The sequence below is a fragment of the Brevundimonas sp. SL130 genome, assembly GCF_026625805.1.
In the GTDB taxonomy this organism is placed as follows: domain Bacteria; phylum Pseudomonadota; class Alphaproteobacteria; order Caulobacterales; family Caulobacteraceae; genus Brevundimonas.
The window spans coordinates 127,958-153,898 of record NZ_CP113064.1 but is presented as its reverse complement, the minus strand read 5'-3'; the positions used below and the strand labels follow the sequence as shown (position 1 = coordinate 153,898).

The following is a 25,941-nucleotide window of genomic DNA, read 5'->3' as shown; positions in this document are numbered from 1 at the left end:
AACTCCTTAACCCGATGCTGCTAAGCTCCATGGCTTGCGGAGGCCTGTATGGCGCGACGGACGGCGACGAAACGGATCGAGACCCAGCCGACGCCCCCCGTCGAGGCGGCGCAGCAATTCCTGCGCCTGATGAGCCACGAGATGCGCACCCCGCTGAACGGGGTGCTGGGCATGATCAATCTGTTGCAGCGGACCCGGCTGGACGGCGCCCAGCGCGCCTATGCCGAGAATGCGCGCCAGTCCGCCGAACATCTGCTGGGCCTGGTCAATGATCTGCTGGACTATGCCCGACTGGAGGCCGGGGCGCTGGAGTTCGATCGGGCCCCGGTCAATCTGGAAGGTCTGGCGCGCGGCGTCGCCGAACTGCTCAGCCCGCGCGCCCATGACAAGGGGCTTGAGATCGTCTGGTCGGTCGCCGCCGACGCGCCCGACATCCTGGCCGACGAAGGCCGGCTGAGGCAGGTGCTGTTCAATCTCGCCGGCAATGCGGTCAAGTTCACCGAGACGGGCGGCGTCCGCCTGTCGGTGGAACGTGCGACCGACGACGCGCCGGCCGCCAAGGAAGAACGCGTCCGTCTGGCCTTCATCGTCGATGACACCGGCCCCGGCGTGCCGCTCGAGGCGCGTACCCGTATCTTCGAGGAGTTCGGCCATGCCGATTCGTCCGACGCGGTGCGCCATGACGGCGCCGGCCTCGGCTTGGCCGTCGTGCGCAAGCTGGCCACGGCCATGGGCGGAGCGGTGAGTGTGGAGGACCGCCCCGGCGGCGGCGCCCGCTTCCGGTTCGAGGCTGATTTCGAGGCCGTCGCTGCGCCCCGCAAGAAGCTGCTGCGGGGCCAGAAGGTCGCCCTCCGCTCGCCTGACCCCTTTGTTCGCGCCGCCGCGGCCGCCCAGATCGAGGCGTCCGGCGGCAAGATCACAGACAACGCGCCCGTGTGGTTGATCGACCATGCCGAGGCGGCGCCCGGCGAGTTGGTCGCCGCGCCGCAAAAGGGACGCGGCGTGGTGCTGCTGAAGCCGTCGGAACGCGACCTGATTCCCAATTATCGGTCCGCCGGCTTCCACGGCTATCTGATCAAACCCCTGCGTCGGGCCTCCCTGGTCGAGCGGGTGCTGGCGGCGGCCGGCGCCGGCGATGCGGTCGCAACCTCCAACCTGCTTCCGCCCGAAGACGACCGGGTCGCGACCGCCCGTTTTGCCGGGGTTCGCGTCCTGCTGGCCGAGGATAATCCGGTCGGGGCGCTGCTGGCCCGCACCCTGCTGCGCCGCGAGGGCTGCACCGTCGAGACCGCCGCCACCGGCGCCGAGGCCGTCGCCGCCCTGGCCCGCGCCCGCTACGACCTGGTCTTCATGGATATGCGGATGCCGGGAATGGACGGCCCGGCCGCCGCCCGCGCCATCCGCGCTGCGGGCGACGCCACCCCCATCCTGGCCCTGACCGCCAACGCCTTCGCCGAGGACCGCCGCCTGTGCCTCGAGGCCGGAATGGACGACCATCTGGTCAAGCCGCTGGACGTCGAGGCCCTGCGCACCGCCCTGACCCGCTGGACGAAACGCGACATCCGCGCCAAGGTCGCCCCCGTTTAGGCGCCCGCGATTCCGGCCGCCGCCGGAGCCGTGCATGACCGACCAAGCCTCGCCTGCGAAAGCGAAACCCGCCGGCCGTTTCGGCGGCTTCGCCGTCTACGGCGAACGGCGCGTCTTCATCATGCTGTTGCTGGGCTTTTCGGCCGGTCTGCCCAATCTGCTGATCTTCGACACTCTGACCGCCTGGTTGCGCGAGAGCGGCTTGACGTTGGAGGTGATCGGCTTCTTCGCCCTGGCCACCCTGTCCTATTCGCTGAAGTTCGTCTGGGCGCCCCTGATCGACCGGACCGCTGTGCCGTTGCTGACGCCCCTGCTGGGTCACCGCCGAGCCTGGATGTTGGTGACGCAAGCCGTGATCGTCTTCGGCCTGTGGTCGATCTCGACGCTGAATCCGGCCAACGCCTTGATCGCCGTCGCCGGGTTCGCCGCACTGGTCGGCTTCTTCGGCGCCACTCAGGACATCGTCATCGACGCCTGGCGCATCGAGGCGGCCGACGACAGCCGCCACGGCGCCATGGCCGCCGCCTATCAGATGGGGTACCGCGTCGCCATGATCGTGGCCGGCGCCGTGCCCCTGGTCCTGGCCGACCTCTACAACTGGAACCTGTCCTATGCGGTAATGGCGTGCCTCATGGGCTTCGGCATCGTCGGCGTCCTGTTCGCCCCGCGCGAGAAGGCTCACACAATCCGGCCCATCCCCGTCGGCGACGTGCCGTCACGGCCGAAGCTGGAAGTGGTCGAATGGATCGTCCGTCTGGCGGTGATCGGCGTCGCCGCCATGTTCCTTGGCTCGGGGCTGACGGGTCAGTCTGCACCCCTGAACGCCCTCTTCGGCTTGTTTGGCCTGGGGGTGGACGGCCAGGCGGCCGTGAAGGCGGCCCTGTCTGCCAAGCCCGAAGGCGTCTATCTGCAGTTTGCCTCTGTCTTCCTCGGCCTTACCGTAATGGTTCTGGCCTGCTGGCCTTTGCCGGGGCTGAAAACCCGGCCTGGCGCCTATCTGGCAGGCTCCTTCGGCCAGCCGCTGGCTGACTTCTACCAACGCTTTTCCGGCGTCGCGACCCTGATCCTGGCCCTGATCTGCGTCTATCGGCTGGCTGACTTCGTGCTGAACATCATGCCGCCCTTCTATATCGACCTTGGTTTCACGAAGACCGAGCTGGCCGAGGTGCGCAAAGTGTTCGGGGTGATCATGACGACCCTCGGCGTCTTGATCAGCGGCTGGTCGGTGGCCAGGCTGGGCCTGATCCGCACCATGGTGATCGGCGCCTTCATGAGCCCAGTCTCCAACCTGATCTTCGCCTGGTTGGCGACCCAGGGCCACAGCCTGCCGGCCCTGACCGTGGCGATCGGCGTTGACAACATTTCCGGCGGCTACGCCGGGACGGCCTTGATCGCCTATATGTCCAGCCTGACGTCGATCGGCTTCACCGCGACCCAATACGCCCTGTTCACCTCGCTGTACGCCCTGCCCGGCAAGCTGATCGCCTCGCAATCGGGCCGGATCGTCGAGGCCTCGGCCCGCGCGGCCGAGGGCAATGGGCCGTTCGCCGGTTTGCGCGGCCTGTTCGCCAACATGCAGGAGGGGGTTCTGACCACTGGAGCGGCGACCAGCGGCGTGACGCCCGCCGCCCTGGGCGCCGGCTATGTCGCCTTCTTCCTCTATTCCTTCGTCATCGGTCTTTTCGGCATCGTTCTGGCCTTCGTTGTGGCCAGCAAACAGACGGCGCTTCAGGCCCGTCAAATGGCCGAAGACGAGGATCCCGCCGTCGCGGCTACCGAGGGCCAGCCGTCCTGAAAGGCGAAGGTCCGCCGATTCAGCGGACCTTCCGGATCATCTGATCCTTAGTGCTTCGCCCGTTCCGCGCCCGAACTGACGGCCGAGCCGGCGGCGGAGACGTCGCGGCCGACGCCGGCGATGGTGTTGCAGGCCGAGACGGCCAGGGCGGCGGCGACGAGGGACAGGGTGATGATTTTGCGCATGGCGAACCTTTATTATGGTCAAGCTTCTCGCCAACGCCCGAGCTTGACCTTGGTTGCACGACTTTGCCGCCCCCGATGGATTTTCGCATCCATTCGGGGCTAAAGGGCCGCCATGCCTTTCACCGCAACCGTCCTGACCATGTTCCCCGAGGCCTTTCCCGGCCCGCTCGGCGTGTCTCTGATCGGCACGGCCTGGCGCGAGAAGGGCTTGTGGAGCCTGGATACGGTTGACATTCGCGGCTTTTCCACAGATACGCGCGGCTTCCTGGACGACACCCCTGCGGGTGGCGGCCCGGGGGCTGTGCTTAAGGCGGACGTGGTGGCTCGGGCGGTGGATAGCCTTCCGGGACCGACCAACCCTTCTAGGGGGCGCCCGCTTTTGTACATGAGCGCCCGGGGTCGGCCCCTGACCCAGGCGCGCGTCAAGGAATGGGCGACAGCCGACGGAATCGTCGTGCTGTGCGGCCGTTTCGAGGGGGTGGATCAGCGGGTGCTGGACGCACGCGGGTTCGAGGAGGTCTCGGTCGGAGACGCGGTGCTCGCCGGCGGCGAGGCGGCGGCCATGGTCGTGATCGAGGCGTGCGTAAGACTGATCCCCGGAGTGCTCGGGGCGGCAGACAGCCTGTCGTCCGAAAGCTTCGAGGACGGGCTTCTGGAACATCCGCAGTACACGCGACCGCGAACGTTCGAGGGGCTTGAGATACCCGAGGTGCTGCTATCGGGCGACCACAAGAAGGTCGCCAAATGGCGCGAGGCGCAGCGGGAAGAGACCACGCGGGAGCGACGACCAGACCTCTGGGAAGCGCATCTCGCCAAATCACAGGCAAAGAGCGCAAAGCTCGAGGAGAAATGACATGAACATCGTTCAACAGCTGAACGCCGAAGAAAAAGCCCGCGTCCTGGGCGACCGCAAGATCCCGGACTTCCAGCCCGGCGACACCCTGCGCGTCAATGTGAAGATCAAGGAAGGCGAGCGCGAGCGCGTCCAGGCCTTCGAAGGCGTCTGCATCGCCCGTGACGGCGGCGGCATCAGCGAGACCTTCACCGTCCGCAAGATCTCGTTCGGCGAAGGCGTCGAACGCAAATTCCCCATTCTGTCGCCGAACATCGAGTCGATCGAAGTGAAGCGCCGCGGCGTCGTGCGTCGCGCCAAGCTCTATTATCTGCGTGATCGTCGCGGCAAGTCGGCCCGGATCGCCGAACGTCAGACCGTCCGCCCCGCCAAGGGCGTTGTGGTTCCCGAGACGGGCGCCGCCGACAAGGGCGACGAAGCCTGATTTCAGGTTTGAAGATCAGTCAAGGAAAAGGCCCCGGCGTCAGCGCCGGGGCCTTTTTTGTTGAGCCGGATCGGCCGGCCTATTGCCTGACTGCGGCGCCGATGATGCGGTGGTCGGTCTTGGCCTGGACCATCACCACTACGGCCTCCTCGTCGCGCGTCTGGGGCAGGTCAAATAGGATGGGGCGGCCGCGCCATTCGCCCAACCGGACGATGTCGCGCACCACATTGACGTGGCGCACCGTCTGGCCCCGGTTTTCGCCGCGGCTGACCTCGACCACCTGGGGGCCGGGCGTATAGGTGACGGCGACGACCTCGGCGCCCCCGGCGGGGGCGCGGCCCGAACCTATGCCGACCCGGTCGCCGGTCTCGCGGAACTCGATTTCGGGCGGCCAGACCTGACGGCCGGCCTCCTCGACGATGGCGGTCTGCAACTCCTGGCCGCGCGCGCCGGACACCTGACGGCGGCCGTCGATCACCACCTGGGGCGTCGAGACCCCGCGCTGACGCAGGGCGGCGCGATAGGCGCGCTGGCGCTGGGAAAACTCGGGCCGGGCGAAGGTGTCGGTCCAGCCCAGATAGTCCCAGTAGTCGACGCCATAGGTCAGGGCGATCACCCCGGGCTCCGCCGCCGCCCGTTCGACCACCGCATTGGCCTCGACACAGCCGCCGCAGCCCTGGGCGGTGAACAGCTCGACCACGACCGGCGGACCGGCGTTCACCGCATGGCGAACGGGCTTGGCGCGCGGCCCCGCCGGCTGGGCGACCGAGCCCACGGACAGGACGGCGCCTGCCATGATCGTCGCTGCTATGACCCAGACCCTGTTTCTCATCCCAACGTTCTTAGTCTCCGCGATCCACCGCCGCGCCTCATAATCGCGTGACCCACGGGCTCAAGCAGCGCGAAGCGCGATAGCCCCCAAAACAGCCCTCAATCCATCAGCTGTTGCGACAGATAGACATAGTGACGGGCCCAGCGCCGGGCGTTGGCCACCGGATCGGCGTCGTTGGAGTGCCCCCCGGCCGTGTCCTCATAATAGAGGTGGTCGTGGCCCTGATCGCCCAGGCGGGCGGCGAACTTGCGGGCATGACCGGGATGGACGCGGTCGTCGCGGGTGTTGGTGGTCAGATAGACGCGCGGATAGGTCACGTCGGGTCGCAGCTGCTGATAGGCGGAATATCGGGCGATCCATTCGGCTTCCTCGGGAATGCGCGGGTCGCCGTATTCGCCGATCCACGAGGCCCCGGCCGGCAGCTCGTGATAGCGCAGCATATCGACCAGCGGGCTCTCGATCACGGCCGCATTGAACAGTTCCGGGTGCTGGGTGATGGAGACGCTGGTCAGAACCCCGCCGTTCGACCGGCCATAGATGCCCAGGCGACGCGGGCTGGTGACGCCGCGCTGTTCCAGATCGCGCGCCACGGCGGCGAAGTCGTCGAAGGCGCGCTGACGGTTTCCGTCCAGGGCCGCCTGGTGCCAGTCGGGCCCGAACTCGCCGCCGCCACGAATATTGGCCTGGACGAAGACTCCACCCCGCTCCAGCCACAGCTTGCCCATCTCGGGCTTGTAGGCTGGGTTCAGGCTGACCTGGAACCCGCCGTAGCCCAGCATGATCGTCGGGTTCGACCCGTCCAGCTTCATGTCGCGCGGCCGGGTGATGAAATAGGGGATCTTGGTCCCGTCGGTCGAGGTGGCCTCATACTGTTCGGTCACGTCGCGCGAGGCGTCGAACTTGGCCGGGGCCGATTTCAATATGGTCAGGGTCGCCGCATCCGCGTCGGCCAGGCTGAGGGTCGGCGGCATCAGGAAGCCCTGGGTCGAGACGAAGACCTCGCCACGCGACTTGGAGCTGTCGCCCAGACCGACGGCGAGGTTGTCGGGCACGGTGATGTCCTGCGCTTCCCAGCGAGCGGGACGGCCGGGGCGGTGACGATAGACCTTCAATCGCCCCGCAACATTATCTGTCGTCGCGATAACCAGACGGTCGTCCAGCACTGCAACCTGTTGCACGGCCTGACGCGCCTCCGGCATCAGCACCACAGGCGAGGGCCCCTCTCCCATGATCACAATTCGATCATCTGATTTCACCAGCTCGCCCGGATAATAGGCCAGTACGGCTCCTGCGGGGTAAGTCCCTCCGTTTAGCGTCCACGTTTCTTCGGTCGAAAAGATCAAGCGTCCCTCCAGAACGCCGTGAACCGAAACACGTGCAGGCAGGTCCAACTGAACAGGTCCGCCGTCACCCAGCATCCACGTCTCGGACCGGAAGGTGTCCAGCGGGCGGGTGATGATGACCGCCGTCACCTTGCCGGCCTTGTCGCGATAGACGGCGGGGCTGACGCCGTATCCGCCGTCGCCCTGTTCGCCGTGATAGACCTCGACCGCCTGGGCCAGGGTCTGACCGCGCTTCAGCGTCTTGACGATGAAGGGATAGCCGGACTCGGTCATGGTTCCGGCGCCGAAGTCGGTGGCGACCAGAAGCGTGTCGCGGTCCAGCCATTCGATGCGGTGCTTGCCTTCGGGCAGGTGGAAACCGCCGTCCACGAAGCGTTTGGTCGTCAGGTCGAACTCGCGCACGACCACTGCGTCCTTGCCGCCGTCGGACAGGTTGATCAGGCAGCGGGTCTCGTCGGGCGCCAGGCAGTCGGCGCCCTTGAACACCCAGTCCTTGCCCTCGGCCTTGGACAGGGCGTCGATGTCCAGCAGGGTCTCCCACTGCGGGGTCGCAGTGCGATAGGAGTCCAGCGAGGTCCGGCGCCAGACCCCCTTGGGATTGGTCGCGTCCTGCCAGAAGTTGCCGATCCCGTCGCCGAGGAAGGACGGGCTGGGGATCCGGTCGGCGCCAGTCAGGATGGCTTCGGCTTCGGCGCGGAAGGTCTCGTAGCGGGGATCGCCGGTCAGGACGGCCAGGGACTTGCGGTTTTCCTCGGCGACGAAGGCCATGGCCTCGGCCCCGTCCACCTGCTCCAGCGCTAGATGATCATCCGCCGCCGCGACGCCCGCGGGGGTCAGGTCGCGGGGAAAGTGGGGTGGGGGCGCGCGTTCGGCCTGCTGCGTCGGCGCGGCGGCTTCGGCCAGAACGGGCGCGGCGCCCATCAGAAGCGCCGGGATGGCGGCGGACAGGATCAGGTGACGCATGGCTCAAATTCTCCGCTCATCCCCGCGAAAGCGGGGACCCAGATCTTTGGGCGTTCGGCGGCGCCCATTCGTACTGAACTCGATCCCAGCCGCCGAACCTCGCGAAAGCACTGGGGCCCCGCTTTCGCGGGGATGAGCGGATAAGGAGACCTATTCCTTCGCCGGGGAATCCATCAGCCTGCGCGACAGATAGGTGTATTCCAACGCCAACCGACGCGCCGTCTCTTGCAGGTTCGCCCCCGCCGCATGGCCGCCGTCTGTGTTTTCGTAGAACAGCACCGGATAGCCCAGCTCCTCCAGACGCGCCGCCGCCTTGCGGGCGTGGCCTGGATGGACCCGGTCGTCCTTGGTCGAGGTGTGGATGAAGACCTCCGGATAGGGCTGGCCGGCGCGCAGGTTCTGATAGGGCGAATAGGCCTGGATCCAGGCGCGTTCTTCCGGGACGTCCGGGTTGCCGTATTCGCCGATCCACGAGGCGCCGGCCAGCAGCTTGTGGAAGCGCAGCATGTCGAACAGCGGCACCTGGATGACGGCCGCATTAATCAGGTCCGGGCGCTGGGTCAGCATCGCCCCCATGAACAGGCCGCCCTGCGACCCGCCCATGATCCCCAGCTTCGGCTGGCTGGTGATGTCGCGCGCGATCAGGTCCAGAGCCACGGCCTGGAAGTCCTCGTGCGCCCGTTGGCGGTTCTGTTGCAGGGCCGCCTCGTGCCAGCGCGGTCCGAACTCGCCGCCCCCGCGCGTATTGGCGATGACATAGACCCCGCCCCGCTCCAGCCACAGCTTGCCGACCGTGGCCGAATAGCCGGGCAGCAGCGAGCTTTCGAACCCGCCGTAGCCGTACAGAAGCGTCGGATTGGAGCCGTCCAGCGGCATGTCCGCCTTATGGACCACGAAATAGGGGATCATGGTCCCGTCGGCCGAGCGGGCCTCGTGCTGGTCCACCGTCATGCCGGCGGCGTCGAACTTGGCCGGCATCGACTTGACCTGATCCACCGCCCCGGTCGCCGCATCGGCCAGCAACAGGCTGGACGGGTTCAGATAGCCGGTGACGCTGACGAAGACCTTGTCGTCGATCTCGGAGGCCGAGCCGACGCCGACCGAGACGTTCTGGGGCAGGTCCAGCGTCTTGTAGGTCCACTCGGCGTCGCCGGGGCTGTAAACGCGGATCGATCCGCGCACATTGTCGTAAAGGGCCACGACCAGGGTGTTGCGCGTCGCATTGACCCCCTCGACGGCCTGGCGGTCGGTCGGTCGCAGCACCAGCACCGCCGGCGTCGCCTGGTCTTCCAGCCAGGCGTCCAGCGGCCAGGCGATCAGGTCGCCACTCTTGAAGTCCTGGCCCGACGGCGCGGTCCAGTCCTGTTTCAGCGACACCACCAGCTTGCCGGCGACCAGTCCGGTGATGTCCGACTTGGCCGGCAGGGCCAGTTTCACCACCGCCCCGTCGTCGCTCACGCGATAGGTCTCGGACGAATAGAAGTCGATCGACCGGTTGATCAGGGTCGCCTTCAGCACCCCGTCGGCGTCACGCAGCGTATAGCCGGACACCGAGACGTCGGTCGGTTCGCCCATGAACAGGACGTCGGCCTGATCCAGCGACTGGCCGCGCATCATCCGCTTCACCACCATCGGATAGCCCGAGTTGGTCAGGGTGCCGACGCCGAAATCGCGCGCGATCAGCAGGGTGTCCTTGTTCAGCCAGGTCGCCCCGCCCTTGGACTCCGGCAGGACGAAGCCGCCCTCCACAAAGCTGCGGGTCACGCTGTCGAACTCGCGCAGGGTCACGGCGTCCTTGCCGCCGTTCGACAGGCTGATCAGGCAGTAGCGTTCTTCGGGGGCCAGGCAGGTCGAGCCCTTGTAGACCCAGTTGGCGCTCTCGGCCTCGGCCAGGGCGTCGATATCCAGCACCGTCTCCCACTGGGGCTCCGCGGTCTTGTAGGAGTCCAGGGTGGTGCGGCGCCAGACGCCGCGCACGTGTTCGGCGTCCTGCCAGAAATTGTCGATATGACCGTCGTGGGTGAAGCCCGGCGCGGGGATCCGGTCGCGCGCCTGAACAATCGCCAGCGCCTGGTCGTGCAAGGTTTCGTAGCGGGGGTCGCCCTGTAATACGCCCAGCGAATGGGCGTTGTGCGCCTTGACCCATTCCATGGCCCGCTCGCCGTCGACGTCCTCGAGCCAGACATAGGGATCGCTCGCCTCGCTGGTGGCGAAGGCGGGAACGGAGGGCGCGGTCTGGGCCATGGATACCGATGTCAGGCTGGTGGAGGCGAGAAGGGCCGCAAGCACGGCGGCGGATGAACGGATCATGGACAGTCCCCGAGTGAAGGCGGGCACCTTAACGACGGGCGGCCCTGCGGCAAGGCGAGCCGACAGACCCTTACGGTTTTGTCATCTCCGCTCAGTCCTCGTCGGGGATGCAGAGCAGGTTCCCACAGGCCTTGCAGTGGACGGCGTCGGGATCATGCGTCTGAAGCCCGCAGCGGTCGCAGGGAAAGCGAACCTTGTGCGGCTTGATCAGGGCCTGGGCCAGACGCAGGAACAGGGTGATCCCGACCAGCATGATGGCGATGGACAGCAGCCTTCCCGTCGCCCCCGGCAGGGTGACGTCGCCAAAACCGGTCGTCGTCAGGGTCGCCACGGTGAAATACAGGGCGTCGACATAGCCGTTGATGCCGTCATGCCCCCGGAAGGTCGCGTAGACGAAGCCGGTCACGACGAAGACGAAGGTCACGAGGCCCGAAAGCGCCCGCACGATCGCCTCAACCCGGGTGTCGTCGAAGCGACGGCCCACCGTACGCCAGAAGAAGTCCGAGTTCAGCAGGGTCCATAGGCGCAACATCCGCAGGAAGCCCAGATTGAACAGCCAGGCCGGGAACAGCAGGGTGGCCAGGATGAACAGGTCCAGCCAGACGATCGGCCGCTTCAGCCAGTCCTTGATGTCGGAATAGGCGTAGGCCCGCGCCGCCAGGTCCAGCGCCAGCAGGGCGGCGATCAGATAGTCGAGCACATAGAAGGCCCAGCCCATGTTCTTCAGGATCGGCGCCGCCAGGAAGAAGGCGATGATGGCGAAGTCGATGACGATGACCGTCAGCCGGAACTTCACCGCCGCAGGCTGGCCGCCGTGATACAGATAGCGCAGCCGCGCGCGCAGCCGCAGGCCGTCGTCCTTGGGGTCGGTTTCGCTCTGGGACACAGTGGTTTCCGGACGGCGGGGATCAGCCTATATGGCCTGCATGACCCGTCCTTTCGTCAAGATGAACGGCGCCGGCAATGACTTCATCGTCATCGACGCGCTGGAAACGCCGTTTCGTCCGACCGAGGACCAGATCCGCGCGCTCGCCGACCGTGGCTCGGGCGAGGGGTTCGACCAGCTGATCGCCATGGAGCCGTCAGACACGGCCGACGCCTTCATGCGGGTGTGGAACGCCGACGGCTCCATGGTCGAGACCTGCGGCAACGCCCTGCGCTGCTTGGGTTGGCTGTTGATGGAGGCTAAGGGCTCGGACCGGGTCGTCATCGACACCGCCGGCGGCCCGACCACCGCCGTGCGCGCCGGCGACCGCCAGGTGACGGTCGATATGGGCAAGCCTCGGCTGGACTGGACCCAGGTGCCCCTGGCCGAGGAGATGGACACCCGTGGGATCGAGCTTCAGGTCGGGCCCATCGACGCCCCCCTGTTGCACACGCCCGGCGCTGTCTCCATGGGCAATCCGCACGTGGTCTTCTTCACCGACCGCCAGGACGACGGCTTCGTCACCGGCTCCGGCTCCCTGGTCGAACATCACCCGCTGTTCCCGCAAGGGGTCAATGTCGGCTTCGCCAATGTGCTGGACCGCAGCCATATCCGTCTGCGCGTCTGGGAACGGGGCGCCGGCCTGACAAAGGCCTGCGGCACAGGCGCCTGCGCGGCCCAGGTGGCGGCGGCCCGTCGCGGCCTGACCGATCGCAAGGCCACGGTGGTCGTCGACGGCGGCGAACTGGTGATCGACTGGGACCCGGCGACGGATCACGTCCTGATGACCGGCCCCGTCGAAATCGAGCGCACCGGCGCCCTCGTGTTTTGAAGCCTCCCTTCGGGTTGACGCTGACGCGAACGGAAACTTGCGCCCTAGTCTGTGAACCTTCCGGGGCGTCAAGGCTTGGCGCGGCCCTTCCCACACTCTAGGACACGAACGGTTACAGCCCCGCCGACGCCCTGGACGCCCCATGCCCGATCAAACCGAAAAACAGACCTTCTCCGACCAGGAAGCGCTGGACTTCCACCGCATTCCCACCCCGGGCAAGATCTCGATGGCCCCGACCAAGCCGATGGCGACCCAGCGCGACCTGTCGCTGGCCTATTCGCCGGGCGTGGCCGTGCCGGTCCTGGCCATCGCCGCCGACGCGGACAAGGCCTACGAATACACCTCCAAGGGCAATCTGGTCGCCGTCATCTCGAACGGCACCGCCATCCTGGGCCTGGGCAACCTGGGCCACATGGCCTCCAAGCCGGTGATGGAGGGCAAGTCGGTCCTGTTCAAACGCTTCGCCGACGTCGACAGCTTCGACGTCGAGGTCAAGACCACCGATCCGGACGAGTTCATCACCGTCGTCAAGAACATCGGCGACACCTGGGGCGGGATCAATCTGGAGGACATCAAGTCCCCGGAGTGTTTCGTCATCGAGAGCGAACTTCAGGACCTGCTGGACATCCCCGTCTTCCATGACGACCAGCACGGCACGGCCATCATCTCGACCGCCGGCCTGATCAACGCCTGTCACGTCGCCGGCAAGCGACTGGACGAGGTCAAGGTGGTGCTGGCGGGCGCCGGGGCGGCGGGCCTGTCCTCCATCGCCCTGATGAAGGCCGCCGGCGTCAAGGCCGAGAACACCGTCATCTGCGACAAGGACGGCGTCGTCTACCAGGGCCGCGAACACGGCATGGACCAGTGGAAGGCCGCCCACGCCACCGACACCTCCCTGCGCACCCTGGCCGAGGCCATGGTCGGCGCCGACGTGGTGCTGGGCCTGTCCGCCAAGGGCGCGATCACCAAGGAGATGGTCGCCTCCATGGCGCCCAATCCGATCATCTTCGCCATGGCCAACCCCGATCCCGAAATCACGCCGGAAGACGTCAAGTCGGTCCGGTCCGACGCCATCATCGCCACCGGCCGCTCGGACTATGTGAACCAGGTCAACAACGTCTTGGCCTTCCCCTATCTGTTCCGGGGCGCCCTGGACGTGCGCGCGCGTCGCGTGAACCACGAGATGAAGGTCGCCTGCGCCCAGGCCCTGGCCGCCCTGGCCCGTGAGGACGTGCCGGACGAGGTCGCCGCCGCCTATCGCGGCCGCAAGCTGAAGTTCGGCCCGGACTATATCATTCCGACCCCGTTCGACCCGCGCCTGATCTGGTACATCCCGCCCTTCGTCGCCCAGGCGGCCATGGATACCGGCGTCGCCCGCGTCCAGATCGAGGACATGGACGTCTATCGCAACGCCCTGCGCTCGCGTGTCGATCCGTCGGCCGCCCTGATGCAGAAGATCAACTCGGCGGTGCGCGGCGGCCCCAACAAGCGGGTCGTCTTCGCCGAGGGCGAAGAACTGGCCGTGATCCGCGCCGCCTGGGGCTTCAAACAGGCCGATCTGGGCACGCCGATCCTGGTCGGTCGCGAGGATCTGATCCGCCAGAACGCCGCCGAGGCCGGGTTGAATTTCGACGATCTGGACATCGAAATCACCAACGCCCGCGTCTCGGAACACAATGTCGAGGACACCGACTGGCTGTACGAGAAGCTGCAACGCCGGGGTTATCTGCGCCGCGACGTGGCGCGGATGATCAATCAGGACCGCAACTATTTCGCCGCCACCCTGGTCGCCAAGGGCCGGGCCGACGCCATGGTCGCCGGCGTGACCCGCAACTTCAACATGGCCCTGAAAGAGGTCCAGCGCGTGCTGGATGTCGAGGACACCCTGATCGGCCTGTCGATCCTGCTGGCCAAGGGCCGCACCCTGTTCGTCGCCGACACCACCATCCACGAACTGCCTGACGCCTCTGAACTGGCCGACATCGCCATCAAGGCGGCGGAGACGGTGCGCAAGCTGGGCCGCAATCCGCGCGTGGCCTTCCTCAGCTATTCCACCTTCGGCAATCCGCCCGGCGACCGGGCCGAAAAGGTGCGCGAAGCCATCCGCATCCTGGACAAGAAGGGCGTCGACTTCGAATACGAGGGCGAAATGCCGCCGGAAGTGGCCCTGGATCCCAAGGGCCACCCCGCCTACGCCTTCAATCGCCTGACCAAGCCGGCCAATGTCCTGGTCATGCCCGCCATCCATTCGGCCGCCATCTCGACCAAACTGGTCCAGGCCCTGGACGGCGCCACGGTGATCGGCCCGCTGCTGGTCGGGCTGGAGAAGCCGGTGCAGATCGTCTCCCTGGGCGCCTCGGTCAGCGAGATCATCACCGCCGCCACCTTCGCCGCCTATGACGCCGGCCCCGCCTTCCAGGGATCGGGCTTGACCTCGGCCCCGCGTCCGCCCGCCGCCGTGGTCGAAAAGCCGAGCACTGCGGTGCCCCCCACCGTCTGATCATGAGCGAACCCGGCCCCTTCCCGCCCACCGCCCCCCCGCCCCGGCGGGTGGAACCGGGTCTCTATCTGGTGGCGACGCCGATCGGGAACCTGCGCGACATGACGCTCAGGGCCCTGGACGTCCTGGCCGCCGCCGACCTGGTCCTGGCCGAGGACACGCGCGTCACCGCCAAGCTCCTGACCGCCTATGGACTGAAGGCGAAGCTGGAACGCTGCGATGATCACGCGTCGGGCCGCGCCGCCGAACAGGCGATCGAGCGTCTCAGAAGCGGCGAGGTGGTGGCCCTGGTCTCCGACGCCGGCACCCCCCTGGTCTCCGACCCCGGTTTCGTCGTCGCCCGCGCGGTGATCGCCGAGGGTCTGCCGGTCCACCCGATCCCCGGCCCGTCCAGCCTGCTCGCCGCCCTGTGCATCGCCGGCCTGCCCGCCGACCGCGTCCTGTTCGCCGGTTTCCTGCCGCACAAGACCGCCGGCCGGACCGCCGCCCTGGAGGGGCTGAAAGGCCAGCGCCAGACCCTGGTCTTCTTCGAAAGCGGGCCGCGCCTGCGAGACAGTCTGACCGACATGGCCGCTGTCCTGGGTCCTCGTCCGGCCGCCGTGGCGCGCGAACTGACCAAGCTGTACGAGGAATGCGTGCGGGGATCGCTGGACGAACTGGCGGTCGATCCCCGCCTTGACGGGCCCAAGGGCGAGATCGTCGTGGTCATCGGCCCCGGCGAGGCCGAAGAAGCGACCCAGGCCGACGCCGACGCCGCCCTGACCGACGCCTTGACGCGTCTATCGACCGGCGAGGCCGCCTCGGAAGTGGCCCGGGCCCTGGGGCTGAACCGCAAGACCCTCTACCGCCGCGCCCTGGAGCTTCAGGGCAAGTGAACCCTCGCCTGCCCCGCCCGGCGCCGAACCGCCGTCCCAAGGCGGCGTGGCGCCAGGCCAAGGGCGGCGCCGCCTTCAAGGCCGGTCATGCGGCGGAGTGGATCGCCGCGCTCTGGCTGATGCTGAAAGGCTATCAGGTGCTCGGATTTCGGCTGAAGACCCGCTCCGGCGAGATCGACCTGCTGGCCCGGCGCGGCCCCGTCCTCGCCGTGGTGGAGGTCAAGCGCCGCACCAGGCTCGACCTCGCCGTCCTGGCGTTGAAGCCCGCCCAGCATGACCGGCTGGTCGCGGCGGGCGAGGCCGTCCGACGCAATCGCCCGGCCCTGCAACCGCTTGAATTAAGAATTGATATGGTGGCGCTGGCTCCCGGTCGGTTTCCGCGTCATCTTCGCGGCGTTCAACGACGCGGAGATTGAAGGGATCGCATGACGCGGGAAGAGGCCGAGGCCATCCTGACGTCGGCCGGGGAGGGCGGCGACAACGGCTTCCCCCTGCTGGAGGCGGCGATCGCCTGCGCCATCCACGACTATCCGTTCCGCGACCCTGAACCCGTCCGCACTCTGGCCCGCAGCGCCTGTGAAAGACTGAAGGAACGGATGGAGGGCGAAGGCCCCGACGAGGCCCTGTCCGAGACCCTGTCCGCCGATCTGCAGCTGAACGGCGACCTGCTGCACTCGGACCATCCCGCCAACACCGACATCATCAACGTGGCGGAGCGTCGGCGCGGCCTGTCTGCGGCCCTGGCGGTCTTTTATCTGCATGCGGCAAGGGCGGTCGGCTTAAAGGCCGCAGGCGTCGATTTTCCGGGCCATTTCCTGGTTCGCGTCGAGACGGCCGAGGGGCCAGTGGCCCTGGACCCCTTCAGTCAGGGACGGCTGGTCCTGCCCAGCGAACTGACCCGGCGCGCGCTACGGGCCGGCCTGACCCCGCACGTCGCGGACAGGCTGGACCTGCTGATGGCTCCTGTGACCGACCGCCAGTCGCTGATCCGGTTGCAAAATCTGCTGTTCAGCCGCGCCATTCGCAGTCGCGACTATGACGCCGCCGAACGCTCGGCCCTGCGCCGCGCCCTGCTGGACCCGGACGACCACCGCCCCTGGCTGGACGTCGCCGCCGCGCGCGAGAAACAAGGGGCTTTAGCCGGCTCGCTAGAAGCCCTGGCCCGCGCCCACGGCCTGGACGGTGTCGAAGAAGCGCGGCGATCGACGACCTTCGACCGCGTGCGGTTGCAGCTGAACTAGACCGCCTCGCCGCGCAGCAGCCGCGGCAGATCCCCGGTCGCCCCGCCGGCCTCCTGCATAAAGGCCCGGCGCAAGGGCCCGATCCGGTTCACCGCCGCCATGCCCAGGTCGCGGGCGATCCGCACCGGGGCGATGTCGTTGGAAAACAGGCGGACAAAGGCGTCGAAGCCGGCCGCCAGGGCTGCGGTGTCGAACCGGCGCCAGCGGGCGTAGCGTTCCAGCACGGTCTCCGCCCCCAGATCCTCGCCCAGCCGCGCGGCTTCGGCCAGCACCTCGGCCAGGGCGGCGGCGTCCTTCAGCCCCATGTTCAGGCCCTGGCCCGCGACCGGATGCACCCCATGGGCGGCGTCGCCGATCAGGGCGATGCGCGGCGCGACCAGTTTTTCGGCCAGGCTGAGCGACAGCGGATAGACGAAGCGTGGGCCCTCGACCGAAACCCCCTCCAGAAACTCCCCGAACCGCCGCATCAGATGGGACTGGAAGGCCGCGTCCGAGGCGTCTCGCAGGGCCTCGGCCCGGCGCGTCGTCTCGGTCCAGACCAGGCTGGCGCGCTGGTCCGTCAGGGGCAGGATGGCAAAGGGGCCGCTGGGCAGGAAATATTCGTGGGCGACATTGCCGTGGTCGAGACCCAGCCGGACCGTGGCCACGACGCCGCTCTGGCCATAGCCCCAGCCGACGGTTTCGATCCCGGCGGCGCGGCGCACCGTCGATCCCCGACCCTCGGCGCCGACGACCAGAGGCGCCTTGAGAATCGCGCCGTCGGCCAGGGTCACGGTCGCCTGACCCGCGTCGGTCTCGACCGAGACGACAGACGCCGGCGCCCGGACCTCGATCCCCGCCGCCGTCACCGCCTCGGCCAGAGCGACCCGGATGCGTCGGTTCTCGACCATATAGCCCAGGGGCTCGCCGCCGTTGCGCCCGCCGATCTCGTCGGCGTCGAACCTCAGGAAGGCCGGCGAGGCGGGCCGACTGGCGGCCCCCGGCCGGCGGCCGTCCGTCACCAGGATGTGATCCATCCGGCAGGCATGGGGCCGCAGCGCCTCGCCCAGTCCCAGGGCGTCCAGCATGCGGAAGGTCGAAAAGGCCACGGCGGTCGAACGGCCGTCGAAGGTCGGCGCCAACTGGGCGCTGAACGGCTGCGGATCGACCAGCACCACCTTCAGCCCGCCCTGCGTCGCCGCCAGGGCGAAGGCCGCCCCGGCTAAGCCCGCGCCGGCGATGATGATGTCATAGGGTTCGGTTTGGGCCATGCAGGCCTTTTCGCTCCAGGAACAGCGAACGTCCAGTGGGCGGTTTGTCTCGCGCGGCCGCTGGTAAACAGGCTCTTAACCCTGAGGATGCGACAAGAGCTGCCGAACGTCAGCCGCCCGGAAGGTCACGCCTTTCATGTCCACCGCCCTCGCCGTCGGCCGTCAGGCCTGGATCAGCGCCCGCATCCTGTGGGAGGCGCCCTTCGTCGTGCGGTTCCGGGGGGTGCTTCAGGCCCTGCTGGCGACCCTTCTGCTGGTCGCCCTGGTCTCGTGGAACCCGGCGGACGCCAGTCTGAACGCCGCCTCCAGCCTGCCGACCACCAACTGGTTGGGCGCGAACGGCGCCCTGTTCGCGGACCTGTTCATGCAGTCGCTGGGCCTCGCCGCTTGGCCCGCCGCCCTGCTGCTGGTCGCCTTCGGCCTGGCCCGCGCCGTCGGCGACGCCATCCAGCAGAGATTGAAGCCCAGCCCGATCAAGGCCTTGGCCGCCACCGCCGGAACCCTGCTGCTGTCCGGCGCCCTCGCCGCCCTGGCTGCGCCCGCCGCCTGGCCCCTGGCCGCCGGTCTGGGCGGCCTGTGGGGCGACGCCTTCACTGGCCTGACCGCCCAGGGCCTGGGCGCCCTGAGGATTCCCGGCGGACGGATCATCGCCGGCGTGGTCTTCCTGGGGGGCGGCCTATGGCTGACCGGTTTCGCCATCGGCCTGCGCGCCATGGACTTCGTCGATACGCTCCACTGGAGCAGGTCCTTGCGCGCTCCCGCCGCGCCGCCCCCGCCGGCTGCTCGCAAACCGCGCGCCAAGGCGGCGCCCAAGCCCAAGCCCGAGGTTCGCGCGCCCGCGCCCGTTATGGACGCCGCCTTCGCGCCGGATCAGGACCCCGATGGTCCCCAGACGGCCTATGACGACCTGCCGCCGTGGGAAGACGAAGCCGCCCCCGCCGCCCGCGCCGCGCCTCGTTCGGTCGAACCGCGCGTCGCTGCGGTCAAGGCCCCCAAGCCCCGCAAGGAAGACGCCGACCAGCAGGCCTTCGTCTTCGACCGTCCCGAAGGCGCCTTCGACCTGCCGCCGCTGGGCATACTGACCAAGCCGCCCCAGCGGGTCGGTTCGGTGGATGAGGATTCGCTGAAACAGAACGCCAAGATGCTGGAAGGCGTGCTTCAGGAGTTCGGCGTGCGCGGCGTGATCGACCAGATCCGCCCCGGCCCCGTCGTCACCCTGTATGAACTGGTGCCCGCCCCCGGCGTGAAACACGGCCGCGTCGTCGCCCTGGCCGACGACATCGCCCGCTCCATGTCCGCCCGCGCCTGCCGCATCTCGGTGGTCCAGGGTCGCAACGCCATCGGCATCGAACTGCCGAACGCCAAGCGCGAGACCGTCTATCTGCGCGACCTGCTGTCCAGCGCCGAATATGACAAGAAGGGCCATCTGCTGCCGCTCGCCCTGGGCGAGACCATCGGCGGCGAGCCCTATGTCGCCGATCTGGCCCGCATGCCCCACCTGCTGATCGCGGGCACGACCGGCTCGGGCAAGTCGGTGGGGGTCAACGCCATGATCCTGTCGATCCTGTATCGCCACAGCCCGGCCGAATGCCGCTTCATCATGATCGACCCCAAGATGCTGGAGCTGTCGGTCTATGACGGCATCCCGCACCTGTTGGCGCCCGTCGTCACCGATCCGAAGAAGGCCGTCGTCGCCCTGAAATGGACGGTGCGCGAGATGGAGGATCGCTATCGCCGCATGTCCAAACTGGGCGTGCGCAACATCGCCTCCTACAACGAGCGCGCCCGCGAAGCCCAAGCGAAGGGCGAGCATTTCGAGCGCACGGTCCAGACCGGCTTCGACGACCAGGGCCGCCCGGTCTATGAGTCCGAGAAGATCCGGCCCGAGCCCCTGCCCTTCCTGGTCGTGGTCATGGACGAGATGGCCGACCTGATGCTGGTCGCCGGCAAGGACGTCGAGGGCGCGGTTCAGCGTCTGGCCCAGATGGCCCGCGCCGCCGGCATCCACCTGATCATGGCGACGCAACGCCCGTCGGTCGACGTCATCACCGGCACCATCAAGGCCAACTTCCCGACCCGGATCTCCTTCCAGGTCACGTCCAAGATCGACAGCCGCACCATCCTGGGCGAACAGGGCGGCGAGCAGCTGCTGGGCCAGGGCGACATGCTCTATATGGCCGGCGGCGGGCGGATCACGCGCCTGCACGGTCCGTTCGTGGACGACAAGGAAGTCGAGGACGTCTGCAAACACCTGAAGGCCCAGGCCGAGCCCGACTATCTGGACCTGATCACCGACGAACCGGACGGCGACGCCGACGGGGCGATGGATGACGGGGGCGGCGGCTCTGGGGACGACCTGTACGATCGGGCCGTGGCCGTGGTCACCCGCGACCGTAAGGCCTCGACCAGTTACGTCCAGCGCCGGCTACAGATCGGCTACAACCGCGCCGCCTCGCTGATCGAGCGGATGGAGCAGGAAGGCGTGGTCAGCCCCGCCAACCACGCCGGCAAGCGCGATGTCCTGGCCGGTCCGCCGCCGATGGTCTGAGGCGCGTCCTCAGGCCCTCAGAGCCCCAGACGTCTGGCCCGCCCGGCGATCTCCAGCAGCAGGCGTTCGGCGATCAGCTGATCCGGCATGCCGGTCGTCTTGGTGGCGATGTCGGCGGTGTTGATGCTGTCCAGCACCTCGTCCAACGCCTCCAGCCGCCAGGCGCGGGCCTGACGCAGCATTTCCGCCTCCTGTTTCCAGAAGACCCCGGCCGCCTTGGCCGCCTCCTTGGCCCCCGCGCCATTGGCTTGCAGGATATTGATCCGGCGCAGTCGGCCCAAGTGCAGGGCGGCCGACCGCACAGCCAGCACCGAGGACTCGCCCTCGGCAAAGGCGCGCCTCAAACCCGACTGGGCGGGACCGGGCCGGGCGCCGAAGGCCTGAAGCGCCGCATCGGACAATGAGGCGTCCGGTTCGACGCCCAGATGCTGCTCCAACTCCTCGACATCGATGGTCCGGCCCGAGCCGGGACCGATGAACAGGGCCAGACGCTCGATCTCCTGGCGCATCAGGCCCCGCTCGCGCGGCAGGCGGCCGACGAACCGGTCCAGGGCGTCGGCGGTCAGGCCCACCTTGTCGATGGCCAGGGCCTCGCGCGTCATGCGGGCGACGTCGCCGGTCTCGTCCTCGTAGCAGACGATGCCGACGGCCCCGTTCTCCTTTTCGGCGGTCTTGCGCAGGGCGGAGTCGCGGCCCAGCTGGTCGGCCTCGACCACCAGCATGGCGTCGGGATTATAGCCGCCCTCGGCGTGGATCTTCACGGCGGCGGCGACGGCCTTGTCCACGCCGGGCTTCAGCGTCGACAGGCGGATCCGCACCAGACGACGCCCGCCCATCAGGGACATGGCCGTTAGGGCCTCTTCCAGCTTGGACTCGTCACCGTCGATGTCGCTGTCGGTCAGGACCGTGACATTGAAGGGGTCGTTCAGGTCCGGGGTGACGGTACGGCACAGAACCTCGGCCCGCTCGGCGACGCCCGAACGGTCCTTGCCGTGGATCACAGCCGCCCGGATGGCCGGATCGGGCGCCTTCAGGAAGCGATCGATCTCTGGGCGTTTGGCGAGGATCACCGGTTCGACAGCGCCTGCATCAGGTCCAGCCGGATTCGGCGCGCCAGCTCCGACGCCGCACGCTCCTCGCCGTCCTGCTGGGCGGCGATGGCGGCATAGGGCTGATCGGCGGCGGCATAGGTGGTGGTGACGGTTTCCTCGCCGGTGACGGGCGCCCCGCCGTCGGCGGGCGTCAGGGTCCAGCGCGCCTTGACGGTCAGCTCATAACGGGTGGCGGTGTCGTCGATCCGCCGCCCCAGCGAGCGCCGTTCCTGTTCCACCTGGGCGGTCAGGCGATACAGGGGCGCAGCGGACCGGTCCCAGCCCAGGGCGTCCTCCAGCTGCTCGCGCAGCCGATAGCCCAGCCGGTCGTCCTGGGCCGAGACGGCGATCCGACGCAGGGGCGAGCCCACGCCCGGTTCGGCGTACATGGGGGTGAAGCCGCAGGCGGAGACCGCCAGCGCGCCCAGCACCACGAAAACCGCTGCACCGCGCATCAGCCGGCCACCAGATTGACGATCCGGTCCTTGACCACGACGATCTTCTTCACGCTCAGACCCTCCAGCCGCGCCTGCACGGTCTCGTCGGCCAGAACCATGGCCTCGACCTCGGCGGGCTCCATGCCACGCGGCACGCGGATTTCCGCGCGACGCTTGCCGTTGATCTGGATGGGCAGGACCACCTCGTCGTCGGCCGCCAGCGCAGCGTCCCACACGGGCCACGGCGCGTCCAGAACCATCCCGTCTTCACCCAGCCGCGTCCAGGCTTCCTCGGCCAGGTGCGGGGTAAAGGGGGCGATCAGGCGGGCCAGGGCGGACAGGGCCTGACGCTTGGCGTCGCCGCCGGCCCGGGCGCTGTCACGGACCGTGGCGACAAAGGCGTAGAGTTTGGCGATGGCCGAGTTGAAGCGGAAGCCCTCGACCCCTTCGGACACGGCCTTGATCGCCTTGTGCGTCTCGCGCAGCAGGTCGGCGTTGGCCTTGTCCTCGCCCGCGAAGCCCGCGTCATAGGCGTCGAACAGGGTCCAGGTGCGTTGCACGAACCGGCTGGCGCCCTCGACCCCGCCGGGGGTCCATTGCACGTCGCGTTCGGGCGGACTGTCGGACAGGACGAACAGACGACCGGCGTCCACGCCATGCGATTCCAGGATTTCCTGGGGCGCGACGACGTTCTTCTTGGACTTGGACATCTTCTCGATGTCGCCGATGACCAGGGTCTCGCCGGTCGACAGCTGACGGGCCGAGCGGACGCCGTTGTCGTTTGTCAGGTCCACGTCGGTGGGTTCGACCCACTGGCCGTTCTCACGACGATAGGTCTCGTGGACCACCATCCCTTGGGTGAACAGGCCGGCGAACGGCTCCTTCACCGACAGCATGCCGGCGTCGGACAGGGCGCGGGTGATGAATCGGGCGTACAGCAGGTGCAGCACGGCGTGCTCGACCCCGCCGATATACTGATCCACCGCCAGCCAGCGGTTCGCCGCCTCGGTATTGATCGGCTCGGCCGCCGTCGGGTCGGTGAAACGGGCGAAATACCAGCTGGAGTCCACGAAGGTGTCCAGGGTGTCGGTCTCGCGCGTCGCGTCCTGACCGCAGGACGGGCATTTGACGTGTTTCCAGGTCGGGTGACGGTCCAGCGGATTGCCAGGAACGTCGAAGGTGACGTCGTCGGGCAGGACCACCGGCAGCTGATCGGCGGGAACCTCCACCGGCCCGCAGGACGGGCAGTGGATGATGGGGATGGGGCAACCCCAGTAGCGTTGGCGCGAAACGCCCCAGTCGCGCAGCCGATAGATGGTCGCGCCCTTGCCCGTGCCGGCCGCCTCGACGCGGCGGACCGCCTCGGCCTTGGCGGTCTCGATATCCAGGCCGTCCAGGAAGTCGGACTGGAAGATGGAGCCGGGGCCGGTATAGGCCTCGTCGCCCACGGCGAAGTCGTCGCCCGCGCCCTCGGGACGGACCACCGGGATCACCGGCAGATCGTATTTGCGGGCGAAGTCCAGGTCGCGCTGATCATGGGCCGGGCAGGCGAAGATGGCGCCCGTGCCGTATTCCGACAGGATGAAGTTGGCGATCCACACCGGAACCTCGGCGCCGGTGAAGGGATGGGCGGCCTTCAGGCCCGTGTCCCAGCCGATCTTCTCGGCCTGGTCGATGTCGGCCTGGGACGTGCCGCCCGCGCGGCATTTGGCGACGAAGTCCGCCACCGCCGGATCGGCCTCGGCCAGCTGTTTCGAGATCGGGTGATCCGGCGCCAGGCCCAGGAAACTGGCCCCGAACAGGGTGTCGGGCCGGGTGGTGTAGATTTCGACGCCCGATTCGTAGCCGGCGGGGGCCTGACCAGCGAATTTCCAGGTCATTTGCAGGCCCTTGGACCGGCCGATCCAGTTCTCCTGCATCAGCCGGACCTTCTCGGGCCAGCGATCCAGGGTCTTCAGACCGTCGATCAGGTCGTCGGCATAGTCGGTGATGCGCAGGAACCACTGGTTCAGCTTGCGCTTCTCGACCACCGCGCCGGAACGCCAGCCGCGCCCGTCGATCACCTGTTCATTGGCCAGGACGGTGTTGTCGACTGGATCCCAGTTGACCACCCCGTCCTTGCGATAGACCAGGCCGCGCCGATACAGCTCCAGGAACCAGGCCTGCTGCTTGCCGTAATATTCCGGGTCGCAGGTCGCGAACTCGCGCGACCAGTCCAGCGACAGGCCCAGCAGTTTCAACTGGTCCCGCATCTGGGCGATATTGTCGTAGGTCCAGCCCTTGGGGTGGATGCCGCGCTCCATGGCCGCGTTCTCGGCCGGCATGCCGAAGGCGTCCCAGCCCATCGGATGCAGGACGTCAAACCCTTGCGCGCGCTTGGACCGCGCCACCACGTCGCCCATCACATAGTTGCGGGCGTGGCCCATATGGATGTTCCCCGACGGATAGGGAAACATTTCAAGCACATAGTATTTCGGCCTGCCGGTGTCCTTCGTCACGAAGGCGGAGGCGTCCGCCCAGCGAGCCTGCTGGCGGGGTTCGGCGGTCTTGGGTTCGTAACGGGCCACGGTCGTCCTGAAGTCAAAAGGGCGCTGCCGCCCTCCGTGCTCAACTAGCCCGAAGGACGACAGCGCCCAAGAAGTAATGCGTCCCACAAACGCCTGAGCGCGTCGCGCTCAACTAGCCCGAAGGGCGGTAGCGCCTAAAAAGGAACTAATGCGGGCCTTCAGCCCGCATTAGACAGGTTCAGCTGGCGCGCCTTGGTCAGGATGGCGTTTTCCAGATCGGCTTCGGTCTGGGCGGCGACCGGGGCGGCGGTCCACTGACCGTCGGCGCCCTTCACTTCCTTGGTCACCGTGACGTTCAGCGCATCGGCGCGCAGACGGGTGTCCAGGATGAAGACGGTCGCCTTGAACCGCTCGTTCGGGGTCTGGGGGTTGGTGTACCAGTCGTAATTGATCACCCCGCCCCAGGGATCGGCGGTCAGCAGGGGCATGAAGCTAAGGGTGTCCAGCGAGGCGCGCCACAGGTAGCCGTTGACGCCGATGCCCTGCTGCACGTCCGTCTTGGGCGTCTTCTTGTCGCCACCGCCGACGAAGGGAATGCTCGAGCAGGCGCTGAGCGCCAAGCCTGAGACCAGGGCGACAGCGACGCCGCGAACCAGGGCCTTGTTGAGGCTCATCAAGGAAGTCTCCGTAAACTCAGGGACGTGGGGGCCCTCGCCCACACGCGCGAACGACATTTCGCCTTCAGGGGGCGACGCTGCGTGGCTCTATAACACGGGCAAAAGGGGCGATGACAAGGCGAACCGCTTGACCAAGGCGATACGGCTTTCTGTGTTCTGTGACAGAGCGCTGACAGCTCGGTCGGTTTTTCGCCAATTCCCGTGACGCTTGAGCCACATCGCAGCGCAACAATGCAGGGAACTCCGCCATCTGGGCCAGGTTGCGTTGACCGGGCGAACCCCCGGTGTCTAATCGCGGCGTTCACGATCAAAAAAGATCGGTTCAAGATTAAGACGTCCTCAATCGATGACGTCTAAAGGGTTCAGGATGCGTCTCGGCGATTTCTCCGTGGTGGTTTTTGCAACGATGGCCTTCGCCGTCGGCGCCCCCGCGCTTGCCCAGACCGCGTCGCCGTCTCGTGCGCCCACTGTTTCCCTCGCCGAAGCCCAGGCGGCCCAGCGCAACGCCCCTGTGCAGCAGCGCCGCGGCCTGCGTCTGAACGACAAGGGCCGCTGGGGTCTGGACTTCAATCTGAACCAGCCGGTGGGTCGCGAAACCGACTGGGGCGATGTCGAGGCGGGCGCCTATTACCGCCTGAACGACCGCCTGCGTGTCGGCGCAGCCGCCGCCGTCGCCTCGCCAGAGGCCGACCCGGCCCGCGCGCCGGAAACGACCGGCCGCACCCAGCCGCGCGTCCGGCTCGAGACCATCTTCAAATTCTGATCT

Annotated in this window: 21 protein-coding genes; 11 read left to right on the top strand and 10 right to left on the bottom strand. The window is 67.8% G+C overall.

All coding sequences use genetic code 11. From position 1 onward, the window contains the following. The first annotated feature begins 48 nt into the window (after nucleotides 1-48). A complete protein-coding gene (locus OU998_RS00715) occupies nucleotides 49-1,587 on the top strand; it encodes a response regulator (RefSeq protein WP_267514941.1) in 1,539 nt (512 codons plus the stop codon). Nucleotides 1,588-1,621: 34 nt separating this feature from the next. Next, nucleotides 1,622-3,382 (top strand): AmpG family muropeptide MFS transporter, encoded by a 1,761-nt coding sequence (locus OU998_RS00710; protein WP_267514940.1) that lies wholly within the window; start codon nucleotides 1,622-1,624, stop codon nucleotides 3,380-3,382. Nucleotides 3,383-3,429: 47 nt separating this feature from the next. Here the strand turns inward: OU998_RS00710 and OU998_RS00705 are convergent, their stop codons facing one another. Beyond that, nucleotides 3,430-3,567, bottom strand: coding sequence for an entericidin A/B family lipoprotein (locus tag OU998_RS00705; RefSeq protein WP_054764494.1), 138 nt, complete (start codon nucleotides 3,565-3,567; stop codon nucleotides 3,430-3,432). A gap of 112 nt (nucleotides 3,568-3,679) precedes the next feature. Between OU998_RS00705 and trmD the strand changes: the two genes are divergently transcribed. Together trmD and rplS are read left to right on the top strand one after the other, a co-directional pair. Beyond that, nucleotides 3,680-4,420, top strand: a complete 741-nt coding sequence (gene trmD, locus OU998_RS00700; RefSeq protein ID WP_267514939.1) for a tRNA (guanosine(37)-N1)-methyltransferase TrmD — start codon at nucleotides 3,680-3,682, stop codon at nucleotides 4,418-4,420. A 1-nt stretch (nucleotide 4,421) separates the two neighbouring features. After that, nucleotides 4,422-4,844, top strand: coding sequence for a 50S ribosomal protein L19 (gene rplS, locus OU998_RS00695; RefSeq protein ID WP_267514938.1), 423 nt, complete (start codon nucleotides 4,422-4,424; stop codon nucleotides 4,842-4,844). A 79-nt stretch (nucleotides 4,845-4,923) separates the two neighbouring features. Here the strand turns inward: rplS and OU998_RS00690 are convergent, their stop codons facing one another. The 4 genes from OU998_RS00690 to OU998_RS00675 all read right to left on the bottom strand — a co-directional run bounded on the left by OU998_RS00690 (nucleotide 4,924) and on the right by OU998_RS00675 (nucleotide 11,178). Continuing rightward, nucleotides 4,924-5,640, bottom strand: a complete 717-nt coding sequence (locus tag OU998_RS00690; protein ID WP_267514937.1) for a DUF1223 domain-containing protein — start codon at nucleotides 5,638-5,640, stop codon at nucleotides 4,924-4,926. A 134-nt stretch (nucleotides 5,641-5,774) separates the two neighbouring features. Next, a complete protein-coding gene (locus tag OU998_RS00685; RefSeq protein WP_267514936.1) occupies nucleotides 5,775-7,982 on the bottom strand; it encodes a prolyl oligopeptidase family serine peptidase in 2,208 nt (735 codons plus the stop codon). A gap of 150 nt (nucleotides 7,983-8,132) precedes the next feature. After that, nucleotides 8,133-10,292: a prolyl oligopeptidase family serine peptidase gene (locus OU998_RS00680; protein ID WP_267514935.1), complete on the bottom strand. Its 2,160-nt coding sequence runs from the start codon at nucleotides 10,290-10,292 to the stop codon at nucleotides 8,133-8,135. 91 nt (nucleotides 10,293-10,383) lie between these two features. Further along, complete coding sequence (locus OU998_RS00675; RefSeq protein ID WP_267514934.1) at nucleotides 10,384-11,178, bottom strand: potassium channel family protein; 795 nt, start codon at nucleotides 11,176-11,178, stop codon at nucleotides 10,384-10,386. 40 nt (nucleotides 11,179-11,218) lie between these two features. Between OU998_RS00675 and dapF the strand changes: the two genes are divergently transcribed. From dapF to OU998_RS00650, 5 genes are all read left to right on the top strand, one after another. Further along, the gene (gene dapF, locus OU998_RS00670) at nucleotides 11,219-12,049 is read left to right on the top strand and encodes a diaminopimelate epimerase (RefSeq protein WP_267514933.1); all 831 of its coding nucleotides are present in this window, start codon (nucleotides 11,219-11,221) and stop codon (nucleotides 12,047-12,049) included. A 142-nt stretch (nucleotides 12,050-12,191) separates the two neighbouring features. Further along, a complete protein-coding gene (locus tag OU998_RS00665) occupies nucleotides 12,192-14,549 on the top strand; it encodes an NADP-dependent malic enzyme (RefSeq protein WP_267514932.1) in 2,358 nt (785 codons plus the stop codon). Nucleotides 14,550-14,551: 2 nt separating this feature from the next. Beyond that, entirely contained in the window at nucleotides 14,552-15,424 is an 873-nt protein-coding gene (gene rsmI / locus OU998_RS00660; protein WP_267514931.1) for a 16S rRNA (cytidine(1402)-2'-O)-methyltransferase, read from the top strand. Beyond that, nucleotides 15,421-15,840, top strand: coding sequence for a YraN family protein (locus OU998_RS00655; protein WP_267514930.1), 420 nt, complete (start codon nucleotides 15,421-15,423; stop codon nucleotides 15,838-15,840). The genes rsmI and OU998_RS00655 overlap by 4 nt, the downstream gene beginning before the upstream one ends. A gap of 9 nt (nucleotides 15,841-15,849) precedes the next feature. After that, a complete protein-coding gene (locus tag OU998_RS00650; RefSeq protein WP_267514929.1) occupies nucleotides 15,850-16,665 on the top strand; it encodes a SirB1 family protein in 816 nt (271 codons plus the stop codon). On the opposite strand, the gene OU998_RS00645 is transcribed toward OU998_RS00650, so the two are convergent. Then, nucleotides 16,662-17,915 (bottom strand): UbiH/UbiF/VisC/COQ6 family ubiquinone biosynthesis hydroxylase, encoded by a 1,254-nt coding sequence (locus OU998_RS00645; protein WP_267514928.1) that lies wholly within the window; start codon nucleotides 17,913-17,915, stop codon nucleotides 16,662-16,664. The genes OU998_RS00650 and OU998_RS00645 overlap by 4 nt on opposite strands. Nucleotides 17,916-18,051: 136 nt before the next feature. Between OU998_RS00645 and OU998_RS00640 the strand changes: the two genes are divergently transcribed. After that, nucleotides 18,052-20,463 (top strand): DNA translocase FtsK, encoded by a 2,412-nt coding sequence (locus OU998_RS00640; protein ID WP_267514927.1) that lies wholly within the window; start codon nucleotides 18,052-18,054, stop codon nucleotides 20,461-20,463. A gap of 17 nt (nucleotides 20,464-20,480) precedes the next feature. Here the strand turns inward: OU998_RS00640 and holA are convergent, their stop codons facing one another. The 4 genes from holA to OU998_RS00620 form a co-directional block, all read right to left on the bottom strand. Continuing rightward, entirely contained in the window at nucleotides 20,481-21,533 is a 1,053-nt protein-coding gene (gene holA / locus OU998_RS00635; protein ID WP_267514926.1) for a DNA polymerase III subunit delta, read from the bottom strand. Beyond that, a complete protein-coding gene (lptE, locus tag OU998_RS00630) occupies nucleotides 21,530-22,009 on the bottom strand; it encodes an LPS assembly lipoprotein LptE (protein ID WP_267514925.1) in 480 nt (159 codons plus the stop codon). The genes holA and lptE overlap by 4 nt, the downstream gene beginning before the upstream one ends. Further along, a complete protein-coding gene (leuS, locus tag OU998_RS00625) occupies nucleotides 22,009-24,558 on the bottom strand; it encodes a leucine--tRNA ligase (protein WP_267514924.1) in 2,550 nt (849 codons plus the stop codon). Before leuS ends, lptE begins: the two co-directional genes overlap by 1 nt. A gap of 158 nt (nucleotides 24,559-24,716) precedes the next feature. Then, entirely contained in the window at nucleotides 24,717-25,172 is a 456-nt protein-coding gene (locus tag OU998_RS00620; RefSeq protein WP_267514923.1) for a DUF3576 domain-containing protein, read from the bottom strand. Nucleotides 25,173-25,542: 370 nt separating this feature from the next. Between OU998_RS00620 and OU998_RS00615 the strand changes: the two genes are divergently transcribed. Continuing rightward, entirely contained in the window at nucleotides 25,543-25,938 is a 396-nt protein-coding gene (locus OU998_RS00615) for an NtrZ family periplasmic regulatory protein (protein ID WP_267514922.1), read from the top strand. The last annotated feature ends 3 nt before the right edge of the window (nucleotides 25,939-25,941 follow it).